A 17,873-nucleotide genomic window follows, 5' to 3' on the forward strand; every position below is an offset into this window, starting at 1 on the left:
CGCTCGCCATGTTCGGGTATACTACTTTCCCGTCTTGGTTATTCCATCGTTTCACCCTAACTTCTCAGGTTCAGCATGACAACGAACTATATTTTTGTGACCGGCGGGGTCGTATCCTCTCTGGGTAAAGGCATTGCCGCAGCCTCCCTGGCAGCCATTCTTGAAGCCCGTGGCCTTAACGTCACCATGATGAAACTGGATCCGTATATCAACGTCGATCCTGGTACCATGAGCCCGATCCAACACGGGGAAGTGTTCGTTACCGAAGACGGCGCTGAAACCGACCTGGACCTGGGTCACTACGAGCGTTTCATCCGCACCAAAATGACTCGCCGTAACAACTTCACGACCGGCCGTATTTACTCAGACGTCCTGCGCAAAGAGCGCCGTGGCGACTATCTGGGCGCGACCGTACAGGTTATCCCGCATATCACTAACGCGATCAAAGAGCGCGTGCTTGCCGGTGGCGAAGGCCACGATGTGGTGCTGGTTGAAATCGGCGGCACCGTCGGCGATATCGAATCTCTGCCGTTCCTGGAAGCGATTCGTCAATTAGCGGTGGATATCGGTCGTGAGAACGCGCTGTTCATGCACCTGACGCTGGTGCCATATATGGCGGCTGCCGGTGAAGTGAAAACCAAACCGACTCAGCACTCCGTTAAAGAACTGCTGTCCATCGGTATTCAGCCAGATATCCTGGTCTGCCGCTCCGATCGCGCGATTCCGGCAAATGAACGTGCAAAAATTGCATTGTTCTGTAATGTGCCAGAAAAAGCGGTTATTTCGATGAAAGATGTCGATTCCATTTATAAAATTCCAGGCCTGTTGAAATCTCAGGGGCTGGACGATTATATTTGTAAACGATTCAGCTTGAACTGCCCGGAAGCGAATCTGTCCGAATGGGAACAGGTTATTTACGAAGAAGCGAACCCGGCAGGCGAAGTGACCATTGGTATGGTCGGCAAGTACATTGAACTGCCGGACGCCTACAAATCGGTTATCGAAGCGCTGAAACACGGTGGCCTGAAAAACCGCGTCAGCGTCAACATCAAGCTGATTGATTCGCAGGATGTGGAAACGCGCGGCGTCGAAATTCTGAAAGATTTAGATGCTATCCTGATCCCTGGCGGCTTCGGCTACCGTGGCGTAGAAGGTAAGATCGCTACCGCACGCTACGCGCGTGAAAACAATATTCCTTATCTGGGCATTTGCCTGGGTATGCAGGTTGCGCTGATCGAATTCGCGCGCAACGTTGCGGGGATGGACAACGCCAACTCTACGGAATTTGTGCCAGACTGTAAGTACCCGGTTGTGGCGCTCATTACTGAATGGCGTGATGAAGAAGGCAATGTCGAAGTTCGTACTGAAAAGAGCGACCTCGGCGGCACCATGCGCCTTGGCGCGCAGCAGTGCCAGCTTAGCGATGACAGCCTGGTTCGTCAGATGTACGGCGCGCCAACAATCGTTGAACGTCACCGTCACCGCTATGAAGTCAACAACATGTTGTTGAAACAGATTGAAGCTGCAGGTCTGCGCGTTGCGGGCCGTTCCGGTGATGATCAGTTGGTCGAGATCATCGAAGTTCCGAATCACCCGTGGTTCGTTGCTTGTCAGTTCCATCCGGAGTTTACTTCTACGCCGCGTGATGGGCACCCGCTGTTTGCTGGCTTTGTGAAAGCCGCTGGCGAGTACCAGAAGCGTCAAGCGAAGTAAAAAAAGTTAGAACGGCAGCGCCCCACGAGGGGCGTTGTTTGTCTGGAGTTTTAGTTTAACTTGTACTGAGGAAAACCTAATGTCCAAAATCGTTAAAATCATCGGTCGTGAAATCATCGACTCCCGTGGTAACCCGACTGTTGAAGCTGAAGTACACCTGGAAGGTGGTTTCGTCGGTATGGCAGCTGCCCCGTCAGGTGCTTCTACTGGTTCCCGCGAAGCGCTGGAACTGCGCGATGGCGACAAATCCCGTTTCATGGGTAAAGGCGTACTGAAAGCTGTTGCCGCTGTTAACGGCCCGATTGCTCAGGCTCTGCTGGGTAAAGATGCTAAAGATCAGGCTGGCATCGACAAGATCATGATCGATCTGGACGGTACTGAGAACAAATCCAACTTCGGCGCGAACGCAATCCTGGCTGTTTCCCTGGCGAACGCCAAAGCAGCAGCTGCCGCTAAAGGCCTGCCGCTGTACGCTCACATCGCTGAACTGAACGGCACTCCGGGCAAATACTCCATGCCGGTTCCGATGATGAACATCATCAACGGCGGTGAGCACGCTGACAACAACGTCGACATTCAGGAATTCATGATTCAGCCGGTTGGCGCGAAATCCCTGAAAGAAGCCGTACGTATGGGTTCTGAAGTGTTCCACAACCTGGCTAAAGTTCTGAAAGCTAAAGGTATGAACACTGCAGTTGGTGACGAAGGCGGCTACGCGCCGAACCTGGGTTCCAACGCTGAAGCACTGGCTGTTATCGCTGAAGCTGTTAAAGCTGCTGGCTACGAGCTGGGCACCGACATCACTCTGGCGATGGACTGTGCAGCTTCTGAATTCTACAAAGACGGTAAATACGTTCTGGCTGGCGAAGGCAACAAAGCGTTCACCTCTGAAGAATTCACTCACTTCCTGGAAGACCTGACCAAACAGTACCCGATCGTTTCCATCGAAGATGGTCTGGACGAGTCTGACTGGACTGGTTTCGCATACCAGACTAAAGTTCTGGGCGACAAAATCCAGCTGGTTGGTGACGATCTGTTCGTAACCAACACCAAGATCCTGAAAGAAGGTATCGAGAAAGGTATCGTTAACTCCATCCTGATCAAATTCAACCAGATCGGTTCCCTGACCGAAACTCTGGCTGCGATCAAAATGGCGAAAGACGCTGGCTACACCGCTGTCATCTCTCACCGTTCTGGCGAAACTGAAGACGCTACCATCGCTGACCTGGCTGTTGGTACCGCTGCTGGCCAGATCAAAACTGGTTCTATGAGCCGTTCTGACCGTGTTGCTAAGTACAACCAGCTGATTCGTATCGAAGAAGCGCTGGGTGCACAGGCTCCGTACAACGGTCGTAAAGAGATCAAAGGTCAGGCGTAATCCTGTCTTTATCTGATTTAGAAATGCCAGCCTTTGGGCTGGCATTTTTTTTACTTAAAATCGACGGTCATCTGCTGCGGAATCGAGAGTCCACGCGTGGTTTGTACGCAGCGATCAATATAGTCGGTAAAGCGCGGTGGTTTTGGCATGCCGATACTGAGCAACTTGTCGTTGCTAAAGCGCACGTTCAGCGTGGCGAAAGCGCCATACAGCCGCATCGCTTTCAACATTAGTCGCTCATTGCACGGACCAAAAATACCTTTCAGTTCGCGCCGCATTTTCACCAGCGCTTCATAGCTGACTTGCGCATAGCGGTCGCCAACCGGTGCCTGCTCCAGGGCTTGCGCCATCGCACAATCAATATCGGCAAAGCGAACGCTATTCTCTTCTCCCGCCGAGATATGTATCACTTCCCCTTGTACCAGCGGTGCATCCAGCAGCAGAAGCAGCGCGTTGGCACAGTAATCCACCGGCACCACATCAATTCTGTCTTCCATCGAGCACAGGAATTTTTGCAGCATCAGCCCCATGCTGAAGACCCAGAAAATGCTGCTGGACGGCTGGCAGCCGTGGCGAGTATGGCCGACTACGATCGAAGGACGGGCGATAATCAGGGGCAGCGTTGGAAGCTGCTGTTGCATCAGCTGTTCGATGGTCGATTTGGAATGCGTGTACTCTACCAGGTGTTCGGCCCGCTCGCGGAACTCTGCGCTTTCAGCGACCAGAGAGTCCGGCTCTGGCGAGCATGACATTGCCGTACCGACGTGCAGAAAGCGCTGTAAGCCTTCCACCTTTGCCATACGGCGAGCAAACTGTAGCGTACCTTCTACGTTCACTTTCCAGATCAGCGGGTTGCTGCCAAAGGAAGCCACAGCGGCGCAGTTCAGCACGTGGGTTACCTTGTCCAGACGCACATCATCGAGAAAACTCTCCGGGTAGGCTAAGTCACCCAGCAGGATATGGCGTGGGGCGATCTTCGCCAGCTTCTCTTCATCGATATTGAATTTACGTAAGTTCTCCTTAACCCTTGCGACAGCGGCTTCACCGTTATCTGCACGGACTAACAGCAGTAAATTAACGTCGCTGTGGGTATTGAGAATGGCTTCCAGCGCCGCGCCGCCAAGAAAACCGGTAACGCCCGTGATTAATAATGTATTCATGAATACTGTCTCGTCATGGTTGATTTGCGGATTCTAGGATCGGAAAAGTAAACGGCGCTTAAATAAAGAATGGGGTAATAAAGGGAGAGCTTAAGCTTATTTTAAGCTTAAGTACTGGCGCGGATTGAATTTGACATCTTGATATTTAAAAAGATTCAATAAATTTTATTTTCAATTATAACCTGTTGCTTATTAATGGTTTTATAAAATCAATAGTTGTATCTTAACTGTAAAAATAAACATTTTTTGTTACACCATAAATGCCATTCTAAAAGAAGAAAAACAATCCGTAGCGGGCTTGGCTACGGATTGTTTATAAAAATTGTTTTTGGGAAATATTTAGATAATCAAATCGAGCAATAATACAATTAACAGACCGACAACGGAGTTAGTTAATTCTAAAAGTCCCCAGGTTTTGAAGGTGTCTTTAATCGACAGGCCAAAATACTCTTTGAATAACCAGAATGCGGCATCATTGACGTGGGTTAGCGTGTTGCTTCCCGAGGCGGTCGCCAGCACCATCAACGCCGGATCAACATTAAAAGTCGTAATCATTGGCCCCACAATCCCCGCCGCGGTAATCGCTGAGACGGTACCTGCACCGGTAGCCAGTCGCAGCAGCACAGTGATAAACCACGCCATAATCAACGGCGAGACGGAAGAGGTACGCATCATATCGGCGATGTAATCACCCACGCCGGTATCCATAATGATCTGCTTAAAGGCGCCACCTGCACCGATGATAAAGACGACCAGCGCCACTTTCTCAATGGCGGTGGAGTAAGAGCTCATCACCTCGGTCATCGATTTACCGCGCGCGGTACCGAATGCATACAGCGCGACCAGTACGGCAATCAGCATGCTGACCTGCGCGCTACCGATAAAGTTAAGGAACGAGATAACGCTGGCCCCTGCCGGGATAAACAGCTTAATCACGGTCACGCCGGTGATGATGATTGCCGGAATGAGCGGCACCAGCAGGCTGGTGGCGAACGACGGCATTTCGTCATCGCGAAAAACCTTCTGTGATTCCAGCAGCTGTGGAATTGGGCGCTCCAGATTGCCCAGCAGTTTTGGCAGCAGAATGCCCGAGCAGATGACCGTTGGAATAGCGACGATAACGCCGTAGATATAGACCATCCCCATATCGGCGTGGAAAGCGGCAACCAGCGCCGTTGGGCCTGGCTGCGGCGGAAACAGGCTATGCGCGGTTGTCGCGGCGGCGACCATCGTGATGCCGAGTTTCAGGAACGGAATTTTGGCTTCGCGAGCAATACTGATCACCAGCGGCGCGAGGATCAGGAAAGCAACCTCGTAAAACATCGCCAGGCCGAATATCAGGCCAATGACCATGATTGCCCACTGCACCTTTTTTGGCCCGAAGCTTTGCAGCAAAGTCGAGGAGACACGCTGGGCCGCGCCGGAATCGACCATCAGCTTGCCGAGGATCGCACCGAACAGAATGATTAACGCCAGATGCCCCAGCGTGCTGCCCACGCCCGCTTCAATCGATTTCCCGATAGCCTCCAGCGGCAATCCTTCACAGACGCCAACAAAAATCGCCGCCAGCAGCAGCGCCAGCATCCCGTTGATCTTAAATTTCATATTGAGAATAAGTAGCAGTACAACGCCCAGGGCGACCCAGATCACCGGCAGGGCTTCAGCAAACGCGTTCATCCTTTTTCCTTGTCAAAATTTATAATTGGTATGATATGTAGCCGGTTTTGGATATTACTCACGAAAATGTGTCATACCAATTTGAATCACGCAGCAACATGTTAAACAGTGAAAGAGGGCGAATAACGATGTAATGAAAATGTTAATTCTCACCACAAAGATCGGATAGATCACAGAAAAATCCCGTTAAGTGCGTCGGCAAAAAAGCAACGTGCGGTTGCGCAAGAAGTGCGAGGGATCGCTGGCGCGAAATATGCAATAATGACGGTTTACCACTACTGAAGAGCCGATGATGCAGTACCCGATTAACGAGATGTTTCAGACCCTGCAGGGTGAAGGTTATTTTACTGGCGTCCCCGCCATCTTTATTCGTTTACAGGGATGCCCGGTAGGCTGTGCCTGGTGTGACACCAAACATACCTGGGATAAGCTCGAGGATCGGGAAGTGTCTCTGTTCAGTATCCTGGCGAAAACCAAAGAGAGCGATAAATGGGGGGCGGCAAGCAGCGACGATCTGCTGGCGATTATTAGCCGTCAGGGCTGGACCGCACGTCACGTGGTGATTACCGGCGGTGAGCCGTGCATTCACGACTTAACTCCGCTTACCGCGCTGCTTGAGCAGAATGGCTTTAGCTGCCAGATTGAAACCAGCGGTACCCATGAAGTGCGCTGCACGCCGAACACCTGGGTGACCGTGTCGCCGAAGGTGAACATGCGCGGCGGCTACGATGTGCTGTCGCAGGCACTGGAACGCGCCGATGAAATCAAGCATCCGGTAGGCCGCGTGCGCGATATTGAAGCGCTGGACGAACTGCTGGAGACGCTCTCTGACGAGAAGCCGCGGATTATTGCCTTGCAGCCGATTAGCCAGAAAGACGATGCTACCCGTCTGTGCATTGAAACCTGTATCGCGCGCAACTGGCGCCTGTCGATGCAGACGCACAAGTATCTGAATATTGCCTGATGATATTTGTCGCCCGGAGGAGGCGCATCGCGTCTCCTCCGGAAACATCCCGGCATCGCTTCGCTCAGCCGGGGGCGTTAAGCTTTACTTCGCCGCGTCGTTCATAACTTTTGAGAAGGTGTCCATCGGGCAGAAACCGTTGGCATCAACCGGGCAGCCTTTTAGCGACAGCGTGACGCGCTGCGGCGGTGTTTTCAGGGTTAATGCATCCGCGTTACGCAACTGCTCGGCGCTCTGATAAACATACTCAATTTTCATCAAATCCCGATTTGCTTGCGTATCATGCCAGCGCTGGAACACAATTTTCCCGCCGATTGGCGTGCGTTCGTACTGACCCGGCAACGTGTAGGCGTTGAAATCCAGCGCCGTCAGCAGCGAAGCAATGTTCGAGTCATGACCCACCAGAACCGTGATTTTCGGCGTTTTCGCCGCTTCGGTTACCAGCGCATTATCGATATATTTCACCAGCGGTTTTGCTACGTTGCGCGCGACTTCTGGCGAGGTGAACAGGCTGTCCTGATAGCCGTTTTTAAGTTTTGACAGCAGACGCCACTGCTGATCGGTTTTAATTTCCCCCCAGGCCACCTGGTCAAGCGGGAACCCTTCGTAATATTGCAGCGTGAACGCATCGACCAGCGAGTTACCGATTGCCAGCGGCCCCTTAACACCCGGCTCCTTCTGGTAGTTGGCGCTAAAGCTGTCTTTGGCATCGCTCAGCGAACACTGTTGCTTCTCTTTGCAGGAAGGAGAATCCTGATAACGGGCAATCTGCGCCAGCAGCTTATAGCTCTCGTCGAGCTGTTGAGCCTGCCGCGCTTTCTCCATCGCCTGTACTGCCTTCTCACGGAATGAGGCAGAGTCGTCGGTGATCACCGGGTTAAAGGTTGGGTCCATGGTGCCCATTTTTTCCTGGTGGTGGACGACAACGTCGCAGCCGGGGAAGGCGCCATTAATAAAGAACTGGGCGGTGGCAACGGTGCGTTGCAGGCTGTTGGCATAGGCGTATACCGTGTCCGGCGCCGGGCATTCCCCGCTGGTGACCATTCCCTGCTGCGCCAGCCATTCACGCATATAGTGGCCCATATAGACTTCGAGCACGCCGCCTTTGGTGGTGAGCTGTCCGCCGGGAACGTCCCATTCCGGCCAGGCATTTGGCGTCGACTGTTCGAGCACGCTACCGTTAGTCGCCAGCGGCGCGCGCAGGTTGTGACGGCTCATCACCAGCACCTGCTGAAGCTGATAGCCTTCGGGTGGCGTTTGCGCCTGGCTTAATCCTGAGAACAATAACAGTGCCGGCATTGCAGCGGCGAGAAGCGTTTTTTTCATCCCTTATTCCTCACAATGTATTAACCAACCCAAAGAGTGTGACAGAACTTCGTCATATTTCCTGGGCGGATGCCGCATTCTGAAAGATTAGGGAAATGAATGTGATAGGAGACTACGGAAGGGGAACGGGGGAGACGCGAACCGACTCCCCGCTTGCCGACTGACTTACTCGCCGCGGTAGACGCAGCCTGCGGTACAGGTTTCTTTCACCATTACCGCGCTCAGCAGCGGCACAACCGGTTTAACCTGTTCCCAGATCCAGCGGGACAGCACTTCGCTGGTCGGGTTTTCGAGACCCGGAATATCGTTCAGGTAGTAGTGATCCAGACGATCGTAGGTCGGTTTGAACGCCGCTTTCAGCTCGGCAAAATCCATGATCCAACCGGTATGGGGATCAACTTCACCGGTAATCTCAAGACGCACCATAAACGAGTGGCCGTGCAGGCGACCGCACTTATGCCCTTCCGGCACATGTGGCAGATGATGGGCGGCTTCGAAGGTGAAATCTTTAAACAGTGTGGTGGACATCATGAACTCTCAGTCTTGCGGAAAAAAACGCCGCATAGTACCCGAATGCACATTTTTCTGCATTAACTAAAAGGGATAAATGTCCAAAGAGAACATTAATTGTGCACGGTGATAATTATTATCTATTTATATCAATAAGTTATTTAATCTGTTTTAGTGCTATTAACTACCAGGAAAAGAGGTTAGTCCATTTGGTTATTTGATATTTCTATCCCTTCTTTAATTGTTATTATCCACGTCGTTAACCTTACATTCAGTTTTGTTTTTTCTGATTAGAAACAGCTTTGCTACTGGAACATAACAACGCATGACAACACAGTCTCCCCCTTCAGCTTTGCTCCCGCTTAATCCGGAGCAGTTAGCGCGCCTTCAGGCGGCCACTACTGATTTATCACCCACCCAGCTTGCCTGGGTTTCCGGCTATTTTTGGGGCGTGCTTAATCAGCAGCCTGGCGCTGCGGCCGTTTCTGCCGCACCGGCTGCCGTCGAAGTCCCGGCCATTACGCTGATTTCCGCCTCGCAGACCGGCAATGCCCGCCGCGTTGCGGAAGCGCTGCGTGACGATCTGCTGGCCGCCAAACTGAACGTGAACCTGGTGAACGCCGGGGATTATAAATTCAAACAAATCGCGTCGGAAAAGCTGCTGGTGATCGTGACCTCTACGCAGGGGGAAGGGGAAACGCCGGAAGAAGCGGTAGCGCTGCATAAATTCTTGTTCTCGAAAAAAGCGCCGAAGCTGACCGATACTGCCTTTGCGGTGCTGGGCCTTGGCGATACTTCCTATGAGTTTTTCTGCCAGGCTGGGAAAGACTTTGACAGCAAGCTGGCCGAGCTGGGCGGTGAGCGCCTGCTCGACCGCGTCGATGCAGACGTGGAGTACCAGGCCGCCGCGGCCGAATGGCGTGCGCGTCTGGTTGAGGTGCTGAAAGCCCGCGCGCCGGCTGCACCTTCCGTGCAGGCTGCTGCCAGCGGAGCGGTGAACGAGATTCACTCCAGCCCGTACACCAAAGAGGCGCCGCTGTCGGCGTCCTTGTCGGTGAACCAGAAAATCACCGGCCGCGATTCTGAAAAAGACGTCCGCCATATTGAAATTGACCTCGGCGATTCTGGCCTGCGCTATCAGCCAGGCGACGCGCTGGGCGTGTGGTATCAGAATGATCCCGCGCTGGTGCAAGAGCTGGTGGAGCTGCTGTGGCTGAAAGGTGACGAGCCCGTTACCGTCAACGGCAAAACCCTGCCGCTGGCTGAAGCGCTGCAGTGGCACTTCGAACTGACGGTCAACACCGCGAATATCGTGGAGAACTACGCTACGCTGACGCGCAGCGAGTCTCTGCTGCCGCTGGTGGGCGATAAAACGCAGTTGCAGCAATATGCAGCCACCACGCCTATCGTCGATATGGTGCGTTTCTCCCCGGCGCAGCTCGACGCTGAAGCATTAATCGGCCTGTTGCGTCCGCTGACGCCGCGTCTGTACTCCATTGCCTCTTCACAGGCGGAAGTCGAAAGCGAAGTGCACGTAACCGTCGGCGTCGTGCGCTACGATATTGAAGGCCGCGCCCGCGCGGGTGGTGCTTCCAGCTTCCTCGCCGACCGCGTGGAAGAAGAGGGCGAAGTGCGCGTGTTCATTGAGCACAACGATAATTTCCGCCTGCCGGCGAATCCGCAGACTCCGGTGATTATGATTGGCCCTGGTACGGGTATCGCGCCGTTCCGCGCCTTTATGCAGCAGCGCGCCGCCGACGGTGCGGAAGGCAAGAACTGGCTGTTCTTTGGTAACCCGCACTTCACCGAAGATTTCCTTTATCAGGTTGAATGGCAGCGTTACGTGAAAGAAGGCGTGCTGAGCCGGATCGATCTGGCCTGGTCACGCGATCAAAAAGAAAAAATCTACGTACAAGACAAACTGCGCGAACAGGGCGCAGAGCTGTGGCGCTGGATCAATGACGGTGCCCACATTTATGTCTGCGGCGACGCCAATCGCATGGCGAAAGACGTTGAGCAGGCGTTGCTGGAAGTGATTGCTGAGTTCGGTGCAATGGACATCGAAGCGGCGGATGAATTTTTAAGTGAGCTGCGCGTCGAGCGCCGTTATCAGCGAGATGTCTACTAATGAGCGAAAAACACCCAGGGCCTTTAGTGGTCGAAGGCAAACTGACTGACGCCGAGCGCATGAAGCGTGAAAGTAATTTCCTGCGCGGCACCATCGCGGAAGACCTGAATGACGGCCTGACCGGCGGCTTCCACGGCGATAACTTCCTGCTGATCCGTTTCCACGGCATGTACCAGCAGGATGACCGTGACATTCGCGCCGAGCGCGCCGAGCAGAAGCTGGAGCCGCGTCACGCGATGCTGCTGCGCTGCCGTCTGCCGGGCGGAGTGATCACCACCACCCAGTGGAAGGCGATCGACAAATTCGCCGCTGACAACACGATTTACGGCAGCATCCGTCTGACCAACCGTCAGACCTTCCAGTTCCACGGCATTCTGAAGAAGAACGTCAAGCCAGTGCACCAGATGCTGCACTCGGTGGGGCTGGACGCGCTGGCGACCGCCAACGACATGAACCGTAACGTGCTGTGCACCTCCAACCCGTATGAGTCCGAGCTGCACGCGGAAGCCTATGAGTGGGCGAAAAAGATCTCTGAACATCTGCTGCCGCGCACCCGCGCCTATGCGGAGATCTGGCTCGATCAGGAGAAGGTCGCGACCACTGACGAAGAACCGATCCTTGGCGCAACCTATCTGCCGCGTAAATTTAAAACCACGGTGGTGATCCCGCCGCAGAACGATATCGATCTGCACGCCAACGACATGAACTTCGTGGCGATTGCCGAAAACGGCAAGCTGGTGGGCTTTAACCTGCTGGTTGGCGGCGGTCTATCTATTGAGCACGGTAATAAGAAAACCTACGCGCGTACAGCCAGCGAGTTTGGCTTCCTGCCGCTTGAGCATACCCTGGCGGTAGCGGAAGCGGTAGTGACGACCCAGCGTGACTGGGGTAACCGTACCGACCGTAAAAATGCGAAAACCAAATACACGCTTGAGCGCGTCGGTGTCGACACGTTCAAAGAAGAAGTTGAGCGTCGCGCGGGGATCAAATTCGAGCCGATCCGCCCGTATGAGTTTACCGGTCGCGGCGATCGCATCGGTTGGGTGAAAGGGATCGACAACAACTGGCACCTGACGCTGTTTATCGAAAACGGTCGTATCCTGGATTACCCGGGACGTCCGCTGAAAACCGGCCTGCTGGAGATCGCGAAGATCCACAAAGGCGATTTCCGCATCACCGCTAACCAGAACCTGATCATCGCCAGCGTGCCGGAAAGCCAGAAAGCGAAGATCGAGAAGCTGGCGCGCGACCACGGGTTGATGAATGCGGTGAAACCGCAGCGCGAAAACTCGATGGCCTGCGTGTCGTTCCCGACCTGTCCGCTGGCGATGGCGGAAGCCGAGCGTTTCCTGCCGTCGTTCACGGACAAAGTCGAAGCGATTCTGGAAAAACACGGTATCCCGGACGAGCACATCGTGATGCGCGTGACCGGCTGCCCGAACGGCTGTGGCCGCGCGATGCTGGCGGAGCTGGGGCTGGTGGGCAAAGCGCCGGGTCGCTACAACGTGCATCTGGGCGGCAACCGCATGGGGACGCGTATTCCGCGTATGTATCGCGAAAATATTACGGAATCAGAAATTCTCGATTCTGTTGACGAACTGGTTGGGCGCTGGGCGAAAGAGCGTGAAGCGGGTGAAGGCTTCGGCGACTTTACGGTGCGTGCGGGCATCATTCGCCCGGTGCTCGATCCAGCGCGTGATTTCTGGGAATAACACCGTCCCCCCTCACCCTAACCCTCTCCCCGCAGGGGAGAGGGGACCGCTCGGTTTTCTCCCTCGCCCCTTTGGGGAGAGGGCCGGGGTGAGGGGAAACACATAAACGAGGTCCATATGTCCAAACTCGATCTAAACGCCCTGAACGACCTGCCAAAAGTCGATCGCGTACTGGCGCTGGCCGAAACCAATGCTGAACTGGAAAAACTGAGCGCTGAGGATCGCGTGGCCTGGGCGCTGGAAAACCTGCCCGGCGAATACGTGCTCTCCTCAAGCTTTGGTATCCAGGCGGCGGTGAGTCTGCATCTGGTGAATCAGATTCGCCCGGATATCCCGGTGATCCTCACCGATACCGGCTACCTGTTCCCGGAAACCTACCAGTTTATTGATGAGTTAACGGACAAACTCAAACTTAATCTCCAGGTCTATCGCGCCAAAGAGAGCGCTGCCTGGCAGGAAGCGCGCTACGGCAAGCTGTGGGAGCAGGGCGTTGAAGGCATTGAGAAATACAATGACATCAACAAGGTCGAGCCGATGAACCGGGCGCTCAAGGAGTTAAACGCGCAGACCTGGTTTGCCGGCCTGCGCCGCGAGCAGTCAGGTAGCCGTGCTACGCTGCCGGTGCTGGCGATTCAGCGCGGCGTGTTTAAAGTGCTGCCGATTATCGACTGGGATAACCGTACCGTTTACCAGTATCTGCAAAAGCACGGTCTGAAATACCATCCGCTGTGGGATCAGGGCTATCTTTCGGTAGGCGATACGCACACCACCCGCAAATGGGAGCCGGGCATGGCGGAAGAAGAGACGCGGTTCTTCGGGCTGAAGCGCGAGTGCGGGCTGCACGAAGGGTAGTGAATTTATCGCGCAGCGGGCCCTCTGTTGCGCGATATTAAGCCTGCTGGCGACCTAATTCCCTCGCCATTTCCAGAAAGGCGGCAAGCCCGGCGGACGGGTTGCGACGCCCGGGGTAGTAAATACACAGGCCGGGGAAGGGTGGTGTCCAGTCGTTGAGCAGGCGAACCAAACGACCTGCTGCAATATCCTCCACCACATCCTGCTCCAGAAAGCAGCCAATCCCGGCGCCTTCCAGCACGGCAATCCGCGCTAAAGAGGCCTCATCAAGCGTAAGTCGCCCTTGAACATCCACCTGCACAACCTCTCCGGCGTTTTCCAGGTGCCAGCGGTAAATCGTACCGTCGGGCAGCCTGACGCGAATGCAGGCGTGATGGAGAAGATCGAGCGGCGTTTCAGGGCTGCCATGTTCTTTCAGATACTGAGGCGAAGCGACGATAGCGTGACGCTGCGGCTGGCCTAATGAAATGGCAATCATGTCATTGGGAATAAGCTTCGCCACACGGACGCCCATATCAAAGCCTTCCGCCACGATATCAATCAGGCGACCATCGGTGACAATATCGACCTGCATTTCGGGATAACGCTGCAGAAACTTCAGCACCAGCGAAGAGAGAATGGTGCGCGCGGCAAAGGGCGGAGTATTAATTCGCAGCAGCCCCGACGGCGTTTCGCGGCGGGCGCGAACGACCTCCAGGGCATCATAAACCCCCTGAAGCGAAGGGCCGACGTTATCAATAAACAGGCGACCGGCATCGGTCAGGCTGACGCTACGGGTGGTACGGTTAAACAGCCGGACGCCAAGCCCGGACTCAAATTTGGCAATAGTGTGGCTCAGCGCCGTGGTGGAAACACCCAAATCGACCGCCGCCGCGCGGAAAGTTCCACGACGGGCAATCGCCATGACGGCTTCTAAATCAGTGAGCGCAACGCGCGACATTATCCCGTTTCCTTCATCACTTCATCAACATTTGTCCTGATTGTTTAAACTATAGCGGATCCTTACAGTAAACCCGTAACGTTTATTGAAAGGAGCGGCAGCATGAATATGCCAACGGCAATACAGCATTTCTTTAATGAAGAAAGTCTCGACACGGCGATGAGTGCCTTTGCGGAATATGCGGTGGTCAAAGATGAGGGGAATACCTATACCGGCCGCACGGCTATCCGCGCATGGCGGGTCGCTTCCAGAGAACAGTATGATTTTGTCTCTGAACCGTTCGATATGTTTGCACGTGGCGACATCGTGACGATTCGTGCCAATGTTAGCGGCAACTTCCCGGGTAGCCCTGTTGTGCTGGACTACGATTTCCGCCTGTTAAAAGACCGTATTGTTGAACTGGAGATTGGTTATGCCGAGCTTTCTGGGTCTTGAAGGAAAACGTGTGCTGGTCACGTCGGGGACCAAAGGCGCAGGCGCGGCGACGGTGGCGCTATTTTTAGCGCAGGGCGCGCGGGTGATGACCTGTGCCAGACATCAACCGGAAGCCCATAGCGATGCGCTTTTTGTCGCCGTTGACCTCACAACCGCGGAGGGCTGTGTGGCGTTGGCCGATGCTGTACAGACGCAGCTTGGCGGTGTTGATATTGTCGTCCATATGCTTGGCGGCTCATCGTCACCGGCCGGAGGCTACGCCGTGCTCAGCGATGATATCTGGCAACAGGAGCTGGCGTTGAACCTCTATCCTGCCGTCCGTCTGGATCGCCTGCTGCTGCCTGCGATGGTGGCTAACGGGCAGGGTGTGGTCGTTCACGTCTCGTCTATCCAGCGTACCTTGCCTTTACCGGAGTCCACTACGGCCTACGCGGCAGCGAAAGCTGCGCTATCCACCTACAGCAAAAGCCTCTCCAAAGAAGTGTCGCCAAAAGGCGTTCGTGTCTTGACGGTAGCGCCTGGATGGATTGAAACCGAGGCCGCCGTGCGCTTTGCCGAGCGGCTGGCTGCTGAGAAAGGAATTGATTACGAGGGCAGTAAAAAGATCATTATGGATTCGCTGGGCGGTATTGCGCTCGGTCGTCCGTCAGCGCCGGAAGAGGTGGCGAACCTGATTGCTTTCCTGGCGTCTGAGCGAGCCGGTTCGATTACCGGCAGTGAGTACGTTATTGATGGCGGAACGATCCCCACGGTGTAATGCGGTAAAGGTCAGGCGGGGTGCCTGACCTTGAGGGTATCAGCCGTGCGTTTTTGCCTTCGCCAGCTCTCGCATCAGCGGCATCATCACTCTGACCACTTCACGGCTACGGCGCTCAATACGCCCCGGCAGCGCTTTATCAATATATTGCTGGTTGTCGAGTTGCGCGTTATGCCAGCTGGTGCCGTCCGGGAAGCTGGCGCTTTTCGCGCGCTGCTGGTAGCCGTCCTTTTTGCCAAGCGACCAGTTGGTGGCTTCGACGGAGAGTACCGGGATACCCGCCTGGTCGAAGACTTCGGCATCGTTGCAGCAACCAGTACCCTGCGGGTATTGCGGATTGAGGCCTGGGTTGGTGGCGGCAGCAATGCCGCGGCTGTGGGCCAGGGTCAGCGCCCGGTCGCGGGTTAACTTGCGCACAGAGGCCGGAGTTTTGACGCCGCTGTTAAAATAGAGTTTGTCGCCGACGACCAGGTTATCGAGGTTAATGACCAGCAGCGTATTTTTCTTTTCCGCGCTGCTCATGCGCTTAAGTAAATTCTCAGCGCCGAGTTTTCCCTCTTCTTCACCGCTGGTAGCGATAAAACGGATACCATACTCTGTGGGAATATTTTTAAAACGTTCCGCCAGTTCCAGCATCACGCCGAGGCCCAGTGCGTTATCGTCGATGCCCTGAAGCGTCAGACCGCCGAGATTCTGTTCGACGTCGCTGTCGCTGTGCGGCGCGTAGGTGTCGAGATGCGCCATGATAATAATCTGCTGGCTGGATTTCCCTTCATGCGCCGCGATAACCGTACTGCCGACCACGTTATGCCAGTTTTTTCGGTTATCTTTGCTGGTGTAGATATAGCGGCTGTTAAAGGTACGGATATCGCTCTGGTAACCCATTTGCGCAAACTGCTGACGAATATAGTCGGCGGAGAGCATTTCAGCGGGCGTGCCGGTAATGCGTCCGGGGAAATAGGTGGCAATATAGCGAGCCTGCGTATTGGCGATGGTGCCCAGTGACGAAGCGGCGGCCTGTGCCGGGAGGGAGAAGCATACGCCGAGCGCCAGGGCTGCCATGCAGTGGCGCAATGCGGAGAACATAGGAAGTCCTTACAACAGAGCAAAAAAATAGACGCGCTTAGTATGAAACTGTGGTTTTCATTACACAATTTCAAAAGCTCTTAAATGCCCGAAAAATAGCATGTTAAGCACTTTTTGATATTTGCTTTTCCAGCGCGTTATTCCTTTGAGTAACTACTCATTCCTTTTCGTAATTTCATTTGGTCTAAACCTACCCCTATAGTCCCTCTATTGCTGATTGTTAGCGAGTTGTAGCACGACCCCGCAGCAGCAACCCAATAAGCGCCAACGACAAGATCGGCCCTCAACACAACAGACGTGCAATGAATCAGGCTTAAGGAACGGTTATGGACCAAAAACGACTTACTCACCTGCGGCAACTGGAGGCGGAAAGCATCCATATCATCCGTGAGGTGGCCGCCGAATTCTCTAATCCGGTGATGATGTACTCCATCGGCAAAGATTCCAGCGTAATGCTGCATCTGGCGCGCAAGGCGTTTTATCCGGGTACGCTGCCGTTCCCGCTGCTGCACGTTGACACTGGCTGGAAGTTCCGCGAAATGTACGAGTTCCGCGACCGTACCGCGAAAGCCTATGGCTGCGAACTGCTGGTGCATAAAAACCCGGAAGGGGTGGCGATGGGGATCAACCCGTTTGTTCACGGTAGCGCCAAGCACACCGACATTATGAAAACAGAAGGGCTGAAGCAGGCGCTGAACAAATACGGTTTTGATGCGGCCTTCGGCGGCGCGCGCCGCGATGAAGAGAAATCCCGCGCCAAAGAGCGTATTTACTCCTTCCGCGACCGCTTCCACCGCTGGGATCCGAAAAACCAGCGTCCGGAGCTGTGGCATAACTACAACGGGCAGATCAACAAAGGTGAAAGCATCCGCGTCTTCCCGCTCTCTAACTGGACCGAGCTGGATATCTGGCAGTATATCTACCTGGAAAACATCGAAATTGTTCCGCTGTACCTGGCCGCTGAGCGCCCGGTGCTGGAACGTGACGGCATGCTGATGATGATCGATGACGATCGCATTGATTTACAGCCGGGTGAAGTGATCAAAAAACGCATGGTGCGTTTCCGTACCCTGGGATGCTGGCCGCTGACCGGCGCGGTAGAGTCCGACGCGCAAACGCTGCCGGAAATTATCGAAGAGATGCTGGTCTCGACCACCAGTGAACGCCAGGGACGCGTGATTGACCGCGACCAGGCCGGCTCCATGGAGCTTAAAAAACGTCAGGGTTATTTCTAA

At 54.5% G+C, this 17,873-nt stretch carries 15 protein-coding genes; 9 read left to right on the top strand and 6 right to left on the bottom strand.

Annotated elements, in window-relative coordinates; genetic code table 11:
- Positions 1 to 75 precede the first annotated feature (75 nt).
- On the top strand, positions 76 to 1,713 hold the full coding sequence (gene pyrG / locus K7B04_RS09970) for a CTP synthase (glutamine hydrolyzing) (protein WP_064543087.1): 1,638 nt from the start codon (positions 76 to 78) through the stop codon (positions 1,711 to 1,713).
- A gap of 79 nt (positions 1,714 to 1,792) precedes the next feature.
- On the top strand, positions 1,793 to 3,091 hold the full coding sequence (gene eno, locus K7B04_RS09975; protein WP_163446305.1) for a phosphopyruvate hydratase: 1,299 nt from the start codon (positions 1,793 to 1,795) through the stop codon (positions 3,089 to 3,091).
- A gap of 50 nt (positions 3,092 to 3,141) precedes the next feature.
- Here the strand turns inward: eno and K7B04_RS09980 are convergent, their stop codons facing one another.
- Positions 3,142 to 4,251, bottom strand: a complete 1,110-nt coding sequence (locus K7B04_RS09980) for an SDR family oxidoreductase (RefSeq protein ID WP_223803932.1) — start codon at positions 4,249 to 4,251, stop codon at positions 3,142 to 3,144.
- A 339-nt stretch (positions 4,252 to 4,590) separates the two neighbouring features.
- Positions 4,591 to 5,928, bottom strand: a complete 1,338-nt coding sequence (locus K7B04_RS09985; protein ID WP_163446303.1) for a gluconate:H+ symporter — start codon at positions 5,926 to 5,928, stop codon at positions 4,591 to 4,593.
- A 292-nt stretch (positions 5,929 to 6,220) separates the two neighbouring features.
- Between K7B04_RS09985 and queE the strand changes: the two genes are divergently transcribed.
- Positions 6,221 to 6,892, top strand: a complete 672-nt coding sequence (queE, locus tag K7B04_RS09990; RefSeq protein ID WP_223804143.1) for a 7-carboxy-7-deazaguanine synthase QueE — start codon at positions 6,221 to 6,223, stop codon at positions 6,890 to 6,892.
- 84 nt (positions 6,893 to 6,976) lie between these two features.
- Here the strand turns inward: queE and agp are convergent, their stop codons facing one another.
- The gene (gene agp / locus K7B04_RS09995) at positions 6,977 to 8,218 is read right to left on the bottom strand and encodes a bifunctional glucose-1-phosphatase/inositol phosphatase (protein ID WP_163446302.1); all 1,242 of its coding nucleotides are present in this window, start codon (positions 8,216 to 8,218) and stop codon (positions 6,977 to 6,979) included.
- 165 nt (positions 8,219 to 8,383) lie between these two features.
- The gene (queD, locus tag K7B04_RS10000) at positions 8,384 to 8,749 is read right to left on the bottom strand and encodes a 6-carboxytetrahydropterin synthase QueD (RefSeq protein ID WP_163446301.1); all 366 of its coding nucleotides are present in this window, start codon (positions 8,747 to 8,749) and stop codon (positions 8,384 to 8,386) included.
- A 304-nt stretch (positions 8,750 to 9,053) separates the two neighbouring features.
- On the opposite strand from queD, the gene cysJ reads away from it, so the two are divergent.
- From cysJ to cysH, 3 genes are all read left to right on the top strand, one after another.
- A complete protein-coding gene (gene cysJ / locus K7B04_RS10005; protein ID WP_223803933.1) occupies positions 9,054 to 10,856 on the top strand; it encodes an NADPH-dependent assimilatory sulfite reductase flavoprotein subunit in 1,803 nt (600 codons plus the stop codon).
- Positions 10,856 to 12,568, top strand: coding sequence for an assimilatory sulfite reductase (NADPH) hemoprotein subunit (gene cysI, locus K7B04_RS10010; RefSeq protein WP_065357930.1), 1,713 nt, complete (start codon positions 10,856 to 10,858; stop codon positions 12,566 to 12,568). Before cysJ ends, cysI begins: the two co-directional genes overlap by 1 nt.
- Positions 12,569 to 12,685: 117 nt before the next feature.
- Entirely contained in the window at positions 12,686 to 13,420 is a 735-nt protein-coding gene (gene cysH / locus K7B04_RS10015; protein ID WP_223803934.1) for a phosphoadenosine phosphosulfate reductase, read from the top strand.
- A 37-nt stretch (positions 13,421 to 13,457) separates the two neighbouring features.
- On the opposite strand, the gene K7B04_RS10020 is transcribed toward cysH, so the two are convergent.
- Positions 13,458 to 14,360 (bottom strand): LysR family transcriptional regulator, encoded by a 903-nt coding sequence (locus tag K7B04_RS10020; protein WP_223803935.1) that lies wholly within the window; start codon positions 14,358 to 14,360, stop codon positions 13,458 to 13,460.
- A 102-nt stretch (positions 14,361 to 14,462) separates the two neighbouring features.
- Between K7B04_RS10020 and K7B04_RS10025 the strand changes: the two genes are divergently transcribed.
- Both K7B04_RS10025 and K7B04_RS10030 read left to right on the top strand, forming a co-directional pair.
- Complete coding sequence (locus tag K7B04_RS10025) at positions 14,463 to 14,795, top strand: nuclear transport factor 2 family protein (RefSeq protein WP_163446297.1); 333 nt, start codon at positions 14,463 to 14,465, stop codon at positions 14,793 to 14,795.
- The gene (locus K7B04_RS10030) at positions 14,773 to 15,552 is read left to right on the top strand and encodes an SDR family oxidoreductase (RefSeq protein ID WP_223803936.1); all 780 of its coding nucleotides are present in this window, start codon (positions 14,773 to 14,775) and stop codon (positions 15,550 to 15,552) included. Before K7B04_RS10025 ends, K7B04_RS10030 begins: the two co-directional genes overlap by 23 nt.
- A gap of 39 nt (positions 15,553 to 15,591) precedes the next feature.
- On the opposite strand, the gene K7B04_RS10035 is transcribed toward K7B04_RS10030, so the two are convergent.
- Positions 15,592 to 16,638: an aminopeptidase gene (locus tag K7B04_RS10035; RefSeq protein WP_167575140.1), complete on the bottom strand. Its 1,047-nt coding sequence runs from the start codon at positions 16,636 to 16,638 to the stop codon at positions 15,592 to 15,594.
- 326 nt (positions 16,639 to 16,964) lie between these two features.
- Between K7B04_RS10035 and cysD the strand changes: the two genes are divergently transcribed.
- Positions 16,965 to 17,873, top strand: a complete 909-nt coding sequence (gene cysD / locus K7B04_RS10040; protein ID WP_064543103.1) for a sulfate adenylyltransferase subunit CysD — start codon at positions 16,965 to 16,967, stop codon at positions 17,871 to 17,873.

The organism is Kluyvera sp. CRP (assembly GCF_019930565.1).
Lineage (GTDB): Bacteria > Pseudomonadota > Gammaproteobacteria > Enterobacterales > Enterobacteriaceae > Kluyvera > Kluyvera georgiana_A.

What these genes read in the sequence shown, in the direction of transcription:
- K7B04_RS10020 (WP_223803935.1), bottom strand. Translation starts at nt 14,360, where the DNA reads ATGTCGCGCGTTGCGCTCACTGATTTAGAAGCCGTCATGGCGATTGCC.
- K7B04_RS10030 (WP_223803936.1), top strand. Translation starts at nt 14,773, where the DNA reads ATGCCGAGCTTTCTGGGTCTTGAAGGAAAACGTGTGCTGGTCACGTCG.
- cysH (WP_223803934.1), top strand. Translation starts at nt 12,686, where the DNA reads ATGTCCAAACTCGATCTAAACGCCCTGAACGACCTGCCAAAAGTCGAT.
- K7B04_RS09985 (WP_163446303.1), bottom strand. Translation starts at nt 5,928, where the DNA reads ATGAACGCGTTTGCTGAAGCCCTGCCGGTGATCTGGGTCGCCCTGGGC.
- agp (WP_163446302.1), bottom strand. Translation starts at nt 8,218, where the DNA reads ATGAAAAAAACGCTTCTCGCCGCTGCAATGCCGGCACTGTTATTGTTC.
- K7B04_RS09980 (WP_223803932.1), bottom strand. Translation starts at nt 4,251, where the DNA reads ATGAATACATTATTAATCACGGGCGTTACCGGTTTTCTTGGCGGCGCG.
- queE (WP_223804143.1), top strand. Translation starts at nt 6,221, where the DNA reads ATGCAGTACCCGATTAACGAGATGTTTCAGACCCTGCAGGGTGAAGGT.
- K7B04_RS10035 (WP_167575140.1), bottom strand. Translation starts at nt 16,638, where the DNA reads ATGTTCTCCGCATTGCGCCACTGCATGGCAGCCCTGGCGCTCGGCGTA.
- cysI (WP_065357930.1), top strand. Translation starts at nt 10,856, where the DNA reads ATGAGCGAAAAACACCCAGGGCCTTTAGTGGTCGAAGGCAAACTGACT.
- K7B04_RS10025 (WP_163446297.1), top strand. Translation starts at nt 14,463, where the DNA reads ATGAATATGCCAACGGCAATACAGCATTTCTTTAATGAAGAAAGTCTC.
- eno (WP_163446305.1), top strand. Translation starts at nt 1,793, where the DNA reads ATGTCCAAAATCGTTAAAATCATCGGTCGTGAAATCATCGACTCCCGT.
- cysD (WP_064543103.1), top strand. Translation starts at nt 16,965, where the DNA reads ATGGACCAAAAACGACTTACTCACCTGCGGCAACTGGAGGCGGAAAGC.
- pyrG (WP_064543087.1), top strand. Translation starts at nt 76, where the DNA reads ATGACAACGAACTATATTTTTGTGACCGGCGGGGTCGTATCCTCTCTG.
- queD (WP_163446301.1), bottom strand. Translation starts at nt 8,749, where the DNA reads ATGATGTCCACCACACTGTTTAAAGATTTCACCTTCGAAGCCGCCCAT.
- cysJ (WP_223803933.1), top strand. Translation starts at nt 9,054, where the DNA reads ATGACAACACAGTCTCCCCCTTCAGCTTTGCTCCCGCTTAATCCGGAG.